The following is a 7,065-nucleotide window of genomic DNA, read 5'->3' as shown; positions in this document are numbered from 1 at the left end:
TCTCGCTTCTAAAGGCGGAGTTGATGCAGCGCGACCGCGACCTGAATTCGAGACAACGATGTCAATGCAATGCTAATCATGGCGCCAAAGCCTGATCCGGACGCGTACGCAGCGGTTTCCCTCGCGACAAACGCGGAACGCGTCTGCGCGGAGATCATTCTCAAGCAACAACCTGAAGCGCGATGACCATTCGTCCTGATCGCATCGCGCCTCGAGCGCGAGCGCGGGTGGAGCCGCGCGGATTATTGTCGATTTGGCTTCTGCCTGGGCGAGCCCGCCTTGAACGGAGGCCGCGGGTGGGAACGGCCGTCGAGCCCCTTGGGCAGCTTGTCGGCGTTGAGCTTCACGACCGCGCTCCGGTCGTCGGCAGCCGGCGCGACTTCCTGGCTGTAGATCAGCGTCGCCTCGAACCTGACGTCAGGCGCTTCCCGGGCCGTTCCCGAGCAGGTCGCCATCGCACCGCTATATACGCCGGAGAGCTCGACCTCGACTTCATCGAGCCCGAACACGGTCGGCGGCCCGTCGGCATGGCGCCGTGTCGTGAGGACGGCCGTGAAACGCTGGTCGTCGTCGAACTGATAGGAGCCCCCATAGGTGAAAAAGCTGTCGCTGCCCGAGATCCGACCCTGGGCCAGATGCACGATGCCGGTGCCTTGCGCTTGCGCGGTTCTGAACCACGCCGCGTATTTTCCCTCTTTCAGCATGGAGACATCCGTCGTCAATTCCATGCGTATTTGCAACGAACCGTGGGGCGCAACAATGACCGTCGCGGCGAGCATTCCGCCACGGTTAACGTCTTGCAAAGTCAATTCGTCAAATTTCTGCCGGCGCAGGACGCGACGCCGGCACAACTTCAGAACAATTCTATGCCGTCGTCCGCAGCCGCGACTGCCTCGACCCGGCGCGTGGCGGCGACCGACGCCAGCCCGAGCGTTTGCAGGAATTCCCGGTGGACGTCCCGCTCACGCTCCATCGTGTACCGCGCAAACAGCTCGTCGAGCATCGCTTCGTCCTGCGTTTGCGGCCGCGGCTTCTGCGTCCCCGCGCTCGCGGTCTCGAGCCGCGCCGCGACCGCGGGCAATGCCGCGGAGCTTTCGCCGAGCGTGGTCATCAGGCCCTGCGCTGAATTCATCAACCGCTCGAATTCCGCGCCTTCATCGACGAGCCTGCTCATCAGCTTGCCGAGCCGTTCATTGCCGGTCGCGACCTCGCGCAGCGCCTGGAGAATCTGCGGTTCGAGCTTGGCGAGCTGCGTGGGATCGCCCTGCACGCGGAGCTCCTTCAGCTCCCCGGCCGACCGCTCGATGCCGTCGAGCACCGGCCTCAAACGCCCCGCCCCCACCGAGACCTGGTCGGCGGTCGCCTTGAGCTCGTTGGCGATGACGACGAAAGCGCTGCCGCGGCTGCCGAGATGGCTCGCCTTGAGACCGGCATTCATCCCGATCAGCGTGATGTCGATGGTCGCCTCGGCCAGCCCGGCAATCGCCTGACGAAACTTCGTCAGCGTATCCTCGACGATTGCAAGCGCCTCGTCGACCGAGCGGCCCGCACCCTCGCAGGTGGCGATCAGGGTCGATGCGTGCGCCAGCGTCTGCTTGATGCGCGTCAGGAACGAGGACGAGCCGCCATCCTCGCCGCCAAACAACGTGCGGCCGTGCCCGACGACGCTGCCCGCATCGTGCAGGATGGCGGTCAGCGCACCGACGATCTGGCCGATGTCGCCGCCGAACTCGCGCTGGGCATCCCTGAGCTGGGCCGCCTGCAACTGGCAGATCGCACGCGCGCCGTCATCGCTCGCGATCGGCTCGGGAACGAGGCTCGGGGCGGCTCCAGACACAAGGCCTAGGCCGTGGGAGACGTGCTCGAGACGCTGACGCGTGCTGTCGCCCGCCTGCAGGGAAACGATCGCGCTGCCGACCGCCTCGGCGATCTTCCTGGTACTGGAACCTGCGCGGTCGGCCAGATGGCTGCTGTTGCGGCGTTGATCATGCAATCCGGAATAGGCGGAGCCGAGCTCGGCGCTCTCCGCCGCCAGTTGATTCCGGTAGCGGCTCTCGAACTCCTTCTGCCGGCCGAATGCGGTGGCGACCGCCTCGGACAGGCGCTGCTGATCCCGCGCGCAGCCCTCGATCGCGCCCTGCACGGCCTTGCCGAGATCATAGGCTTCCTGGGTGAAGGCGAGAAAACCCTCGCGGTCGCCGTCGAGCGAGGCCGCCTCGATCCGCGCACTGCGCGCGATGATGGTGATCATCTGGATGTGCTTGAACAGCGGCTTGAGCAAGGCAGACGCCTCCGCCGTGCTCTTGCCGATCGTCTCCAGCAGGGCGCTTTCGGCCGGCAGCGCCTGCGCCAGGTCGCTGAGCCGCGCGGCGATCTCCTGTAGCGCGGTCGCCGCCCCCTCGATCTCGGCGCCCGAGAGTTCCGAGGAAAGCGTTGCGAGGCCCTGGTTGAGCTCTTTGAAGATGAGATGCCCATGTCCGAGCTCGTGCCCGACGCGCGCGAACACGTCCTCGATACGCGAGGAGACGTCCTCGATCGCGGCGATCGCCTCGGTAAGCGTGTCGGCAGGAATGACGGACATTGCGCTCAACCTGCTACCGCGACGTGCCCGGCCTGATACCACAGCATGATCTCGCGCGGGATCTGGTGCAGCGATACGACCTTCTCGACGCCGCCATGGGCGACGGCTTCCTTGGGCATGCCGAACACCACGCAGCTCTCTTCGTCCTGAGCCCGCGTCGAGGCGCCGAGCTTGCGCATCTCCAGCATTCCGCGCGCGCCGTCATCGCCCATGCCGGTCATGATCACGCCGAGCGCGTTGGCGCCGGCATGCTGGGCGGCCGAGCGGAACAACACATCGACGGACGGACGATGCCGGGACACCGGCGGCCCATCCTTGATCGCGATCTGGTAGCGCAGACCGATGCGCTGGAGCAGCATGTGCCGGGCGCCGGGCGCGATATAGGCGCAGCCCGGCAGCACCGGCTCGCCGTCCTCGGCCTCCTTGACCCTGATCTGGCAGACGCCGTCGAGACGCCTGGCAAAGGCTGCGGTAAAGCCCGCCGGCATGTGCTGGACGATGAGAAGCGGAGGACAGTGCGGTGGCAGCACCTCGAGGACGTCATTGAGCGCCTCGGTGCCGCCCGTCGAGGCGCCGATGCACACGATGCGTTCCGTGGTCGGCCGGACCTTGCCCTGCACCGGCGGCGGGATGATGGCATCGGCGGTCAGCTTCTTCTCGATCGCGCGACGCTCCGCACGCGGGCGCACCCGGGCACGGGCGGCCGACTTCACGGCCTCACGCAGCCGCGTGGAGCATTCGAGCAGCGCCTGCCGCGTGTCGATCTTCGGCTTCGGCACGATGTCGACTGCGCCGGCCTCGAACGCCTCGAACATCACGTTCGAGCCCTCCTCGGTCAGCGAGGAGCAGATGATCACCGGTATCGGGCGTTGCGCCATGATCTTGCGCAGGAAGGTCATGCCGTCCATGCGCGGCATTTCGAGGTCGAGGATGATGACGTCAGGCAGCTCCTTCTCGAGCCGCCTGGCCGCCACGAACGGATCGGACGCGGTCGCCATCACCTCGATCTCCGGATCTTCACTCAGAATCGTCAGCAGGATTTGGCGCACCGACGCCGAATCGTCCACGATCAGCACGCGAACTTTCTCCCTCGGCATTCTGGTTGCGCTCCGGCTAGACCTGGAAGATGGTTGGCTGAACCTGTTTCAGCCCGGGCACGGCACTGTGAATCATCGATTCCGAATGCCCGACCAGCAGATAGCCGCCCGGACGCAGATGGCTGCACAATTGCTCGACCACCTTGCGCTGGGTCTCGCGCTCGAAATAGATCAGGACGTTGCGGCAGAAGATGATATCGACGTCACGATCGACCGGATAGGACTTGTCCATGAGGTTCATCCTCATGAAGTGTGTCATGCGCCGCAACTCGGGTACGATCCGCACTTCGCCGCGCGACTTGTCCCGCGACGACGAGAAATATCGCTTTACGAATGGCTCCGGCACCGGGGCGAGCACGTCGCGGCTGTAGATCGCCGTCCGGGCAAGGCGCAGCACCGCGGTCGAGATGTCGGTCCCGAGAATGCGGTACTGGAAGCGCGAGCCGCTGCGCGTCATGTCGTCCAGCACCATCGCGGTCGTGTAGGCCTCCATGCCGGTGGAGCTCGCCGAACTCCAGATCTTCAGGTTCGCGTTTTTCCGTCCATGCGCCTTGAGCAGGGCGGGAATCGCGACTTCACGCATGAAAGTGAAGTGCTGCGGCTCGCGGAAGAAGTCGGTCTTGTTGGTCGTCACCACATCGATGAGATGGGTCAGCTCGATGTCGAAGTGATCGGCCTCGAACAGGTTCTCGACGTATTCATTGAGGCCGCAGAAGTTCAGCGCGCGTACGCGCTTGTGCAGCCGCCCCTCCAGCATCAGCCGCTTGCCCTTCGGCAGCTTGATGCCGACCTGGCTCTCGATCAATTCGGCGATGGTCCGGAAGTGGCGGTCCGAAAGATGCACGGCCGTGTCCTGCATGACAGGCATCATGGCTGTTTGCCCCGACCCGGGACGGCCACCTGCATTGCATAACGGGCCATACGGAGCATCTTGAATCCTACACTTTAACTAAAATTGCCGAAGACGGACCGGCCCGCCGATGGCGGGCCGACGCGTCAGAATCCTAGCGCTGGAAATCGGCGTCCCGATCGTCCTCAGCGTCATTCAGGTCGAAGGCGAAGCCGCCGCCGGCAACCTTCGCGGCGCGCGCCGGCTTGGCCTGCGGCTTCTTGGCCGGACGCTCGGCCGCCGCCATGGAGGCCGCCTTGGCGCGCAGCTGGTTGACCGCCCGGTCGATCGGCGCAGCCGCCTGGCTCTTTGCGCCGCGGTCGATGCGGAAATACGCGATGGTGGACTGCAGCTGTTCGGCCTGCGAAGCGAGCTCCTCCGAGGTCGAGGACACCTGCTCGGATGCGCTGGCGTTCTGCTGGCCGACCTTGTCGAGCTGCTGGATCGCCTGGTTGATCTGGGCCGAGCCGACGTCCTGCTCGCGGCAGGCCGCAGTGATCTCTTCGACGAGCTCGGCTGTCTTCTTGATGTCCGGAACGAGCTTGGCGAGCATTGCGCCGGCCTCCTGCGCCACCTTGACGGTGTCGGTCGAGAGCGTGCCGATCTCGGCCGCGGCCGCCTGGCTGCGCTCGGCGAGCTTGCGCACCTCGGAGGCGACCACCGCAAAGCCCTTGCCATGCTCGCCGGCGCGCGCGGCTTCGACCGCGGCGTTGAGCGCGAGCAGATCGGTCTGGCGCGCGATCTCCTGCACGATCGTGATCTTCTCGGCGATGGTCTGCATCGCCTCGACGGCGCGGCCCACGGCTGCACCGCTGGCTTCGGCATCCTTGGCGGACTGCCCCGCGATCTTTTCGGTCTGGCTGGCGTTGTCGGCGTTCTGCTTCACGTTGGAGGCCATCTCCTCCATCGAGGAGGAGGCTTCCTCGGCAGACGAAGCCTGCTCGGTCGCGCCCTGCGAGAGCTGCTCGGCGCTGGCGGAGAGTTCCTGGCTGCCGGCGGAGACGTTCTGCGCCGCAGTGAGGGCTTCTGCGACGATCTGCCGAAGCTTTTCCACCATGCGTTCGAGTGCCAGGCCCAGCGTATCCTTGTCCGACAGCGGCTTCGCTTCGACCGTGAGATTGCCCTGCGCGATCTCGTTGGCGACGGCCGCGGTCTGGTTGAGGTTGACCGTCATCGCATTCAGCGACTTGATGAGGTCGCCGATTTCGTCATTGCTGAACGAATCGATCCTCTGGCTGAGATCGCCGATTGCCACCGCATCGGCGAGGCCGACCGCCATGGAAAGCGAACGGCTGATGTTCAGAGCCATCCAGACCGCGGCGGCGATGGCGATGACGAGCGACGCGAGGATCAGGGAAGCGAGAATCAGGATGGCGCGGCTGCCGTCGACTTTGGCCTGCTCGCTCTCCTCGGCCATCTGCTTCTTCACAAAGTTGATGTAGTCGCTCGCCGCCGTGAGCGCCGGCGTGGAGGCCTTCAGGCCCTCGGTCATCGACCGCTCGGTCGCCCTGGCCTTGTCCTGTTTGGCGAGCGCAAGCGTCTGATCCTGTACCGCGTTGGAGTTCGCGTAGGCAACGGCAAAAGTCTCGATCATTTTCCTGCCGGTCTCGCTCGCGCTGGAAGTGACCTCGTCCTTCACCTTCATGGCGCGTTCGCGCAGTTGGGCGATCTGGCCGATGAACTTGTCCTGGTCGGCTTCCACCGCAAGGATAGCGTTCTTCTCGGCCCGCACCTGAAGCAGGACGGCCTCCTGAAGCTCGCCAACCTTTGCGAGCCGGCCGGCACGGGCAGACAGATGCTCGGCCGTCGCGACCATGCCGTTCAACTTCAGATACGCGACGCCGCCGGCGATCATGGACAGCAGGATGACGACGCCGAAGGCGGTGGCAAGCTTGGCTTTGACGGTGAATCTCATGTCAGTCTCGTTGGTTCGAATTGGGGGGCTTACGCTTCACCACGCTTCACTTTTGCTGGCTCAGGCGGCGCGAGGCGCATCCGTGGCCGTGTCGCGTCCGTCCGGAACCTCGTCGTTGGCCATCAGCTTGGCGAGATCGAAGATCACGACGAACTTCTCGCCCTTGCGGCCGATGCCGGCGGCATAGTCGGATTGCCATTTCCCGCCGACCTCCGGCACCGGCTCGATCGCCTGCTCGTCGATGTCGGTGACCTCGAACACGCAGTCGGCAACGAAGCCGACGCCGACCAGGCGGCCCTTCATCGGCACGTCGAGGATGATGATGCGGGTGGCTTCGGTGGCCGGCACGCTCGGCAGAGCGAGCTTGGTCCGGAGGTCGACGATCGGATAGCCGCTGCCGCGCACGTCGATCATGCCGAGCAGGAAGTTCGGGGCGTGCGGAAGCCGGGAGATCGGCCGCATGTCGAGGATCTCACGGACATTGCGGATGCTGATGCCGAACGTCTCGCCGGCGAGCCCGAGCGTCAGATATTGCGAGGTTGCGGCCATGATGCGTCCAAGGATCCGGAGGTTGGCGAATGAA

At 65.2% G+C, this 7,065-nt stretch carries 6 protein-coding genes; all 6 read right to left on the bottom strand.

The annotated features are described in order from the left end of the window. Positions 1–242: 242 nt before the first annotated feature. Positions 243–704 (bottom strand): hypothetical protein, encoded by a 462-nt coding sequence (locus XH87_RS24045; protein WP_271589145.1) that lies wholly within the window; start codon positions 702–704, stop codon positions 243–245. A 149-nt stretch (positions 705–853) separates the two neighbouring features. Next, a complete protein-coding gene (locus tag XH87_RS24040; RefSeq protein WP_271589144.1) occupies positions 854–2,581 on the bottom strand; it encodes a chemotaxis protein in 1,728 nt (575 codons plus the stop codon). A gap of 5 nt (positions 2,582–2,586) precedes the next feature. Then, positions 2,587–3,678, bottom strand: coding sequence for a protein-glutamate methylesterase/protein-glutamine glutaminase (locus tag XH87_RS24035; protein ID WP_158669826.1), 1,092 nt, complete (start codon positions 3,676–3,678; stop codon positions 2,587–2,589). 16 nt (positions 3,679–3,694) lie between these two features. Then, positions 3,695–4,549: a CheR family methyltransferase gene (locus XH87_RS24030; protein WP_271589143.1), complete on the bottom strand. Its 855-nt coding sequence runs from the start codon at positions 4,547–4,549 to the stop codon at positions 3,695–3,697. Positions 4,550–4,682: 133 nt separating this feature from the next. After that, positions 4,683–6,482: a methyl-accepting chemotaxis protein gene (locus XH87_RS24025; RefSeq protein ID WP_271589142.1), complete on the bottom strand. Its 1,800-nt coding sequence runs from the start codon at positions 6,480–6,482 to the stop codon at positions 4,683–4,685. A gap of 60 nt (positions 6,483–6,542) precedes the next feature. Further along, positions 6,543–7,031: a chemotaxis protein CheW gene (locus XH87_RS24020; protein ID WP_035700202.1), complete on the bottom strand. Its 489-nt coding sequence runs from the start codon at positions 7,029–7,031 to the stop codon at positions 6,543–6,545. Between the last annotated feature and the right edge of the window lie 34 nt (positions 7,032–7,065).

This window comes from Bradyrhizobium sp. CCBAU 53415 (genome assembly GCF_028128735.1).
In the GTDB taxonomy this organism is placed as follows: domain Bacteria; phylum Pseudomonadota; class Alphaproteobacteria; order Rhizobiales; family Xanthobacteraceae; genus Bradyrhizobium.
The sequence above is the reverse complement of the archived record's forward strand: the minus strand, read 5'-3'. Positions and strand labels throughout refer to the sequence as shown.

Coding starts and splice junctions, on each gene's coding strand:
- XH87_RS24025 (WP_271589142.1), bottom strand. CDS start 6,482: ATGAGATTCACCGTCAAAGCCAAGCTTGCCACCGCCTTCGGCGTCGTC.
- XH87_RS24030 (WP_271589143.1), bottom strand. CDS start 4,549: ATGATGCCTGTCATGCAGGACACGGCCGTGCATCTTTCGGACCGCCAC.
- XH87_RS24035 (WP_158669826.1), bottom strand. CDS start 3,678: ATGCCGAGGGAGAAAGTTCGCGTGCTGATCGTGGACGATTCGGCGTCG.
- XH87_RS24040 (WP_271589144.1), bottom strand. CDS start 2,581: ATGTCCGTCATTCCTGCCGACACGCTTACCGAGGCGATCGCCGCGATC.
- XH87_RS24045 (WP_271589145.1), bottom strand. CDS start 704: ATGCTGAAAGAGGGAAAATACGCGGCGTGGTTCAGAACCGCGCAAGCG.
- XH87_RS24020 (WP_035700202.1), bottom strand. CDS start 7,031: ATGGCCGCAACCTCGCAATATCTGACGCTCGGGCTCGCCGGCGAGACG.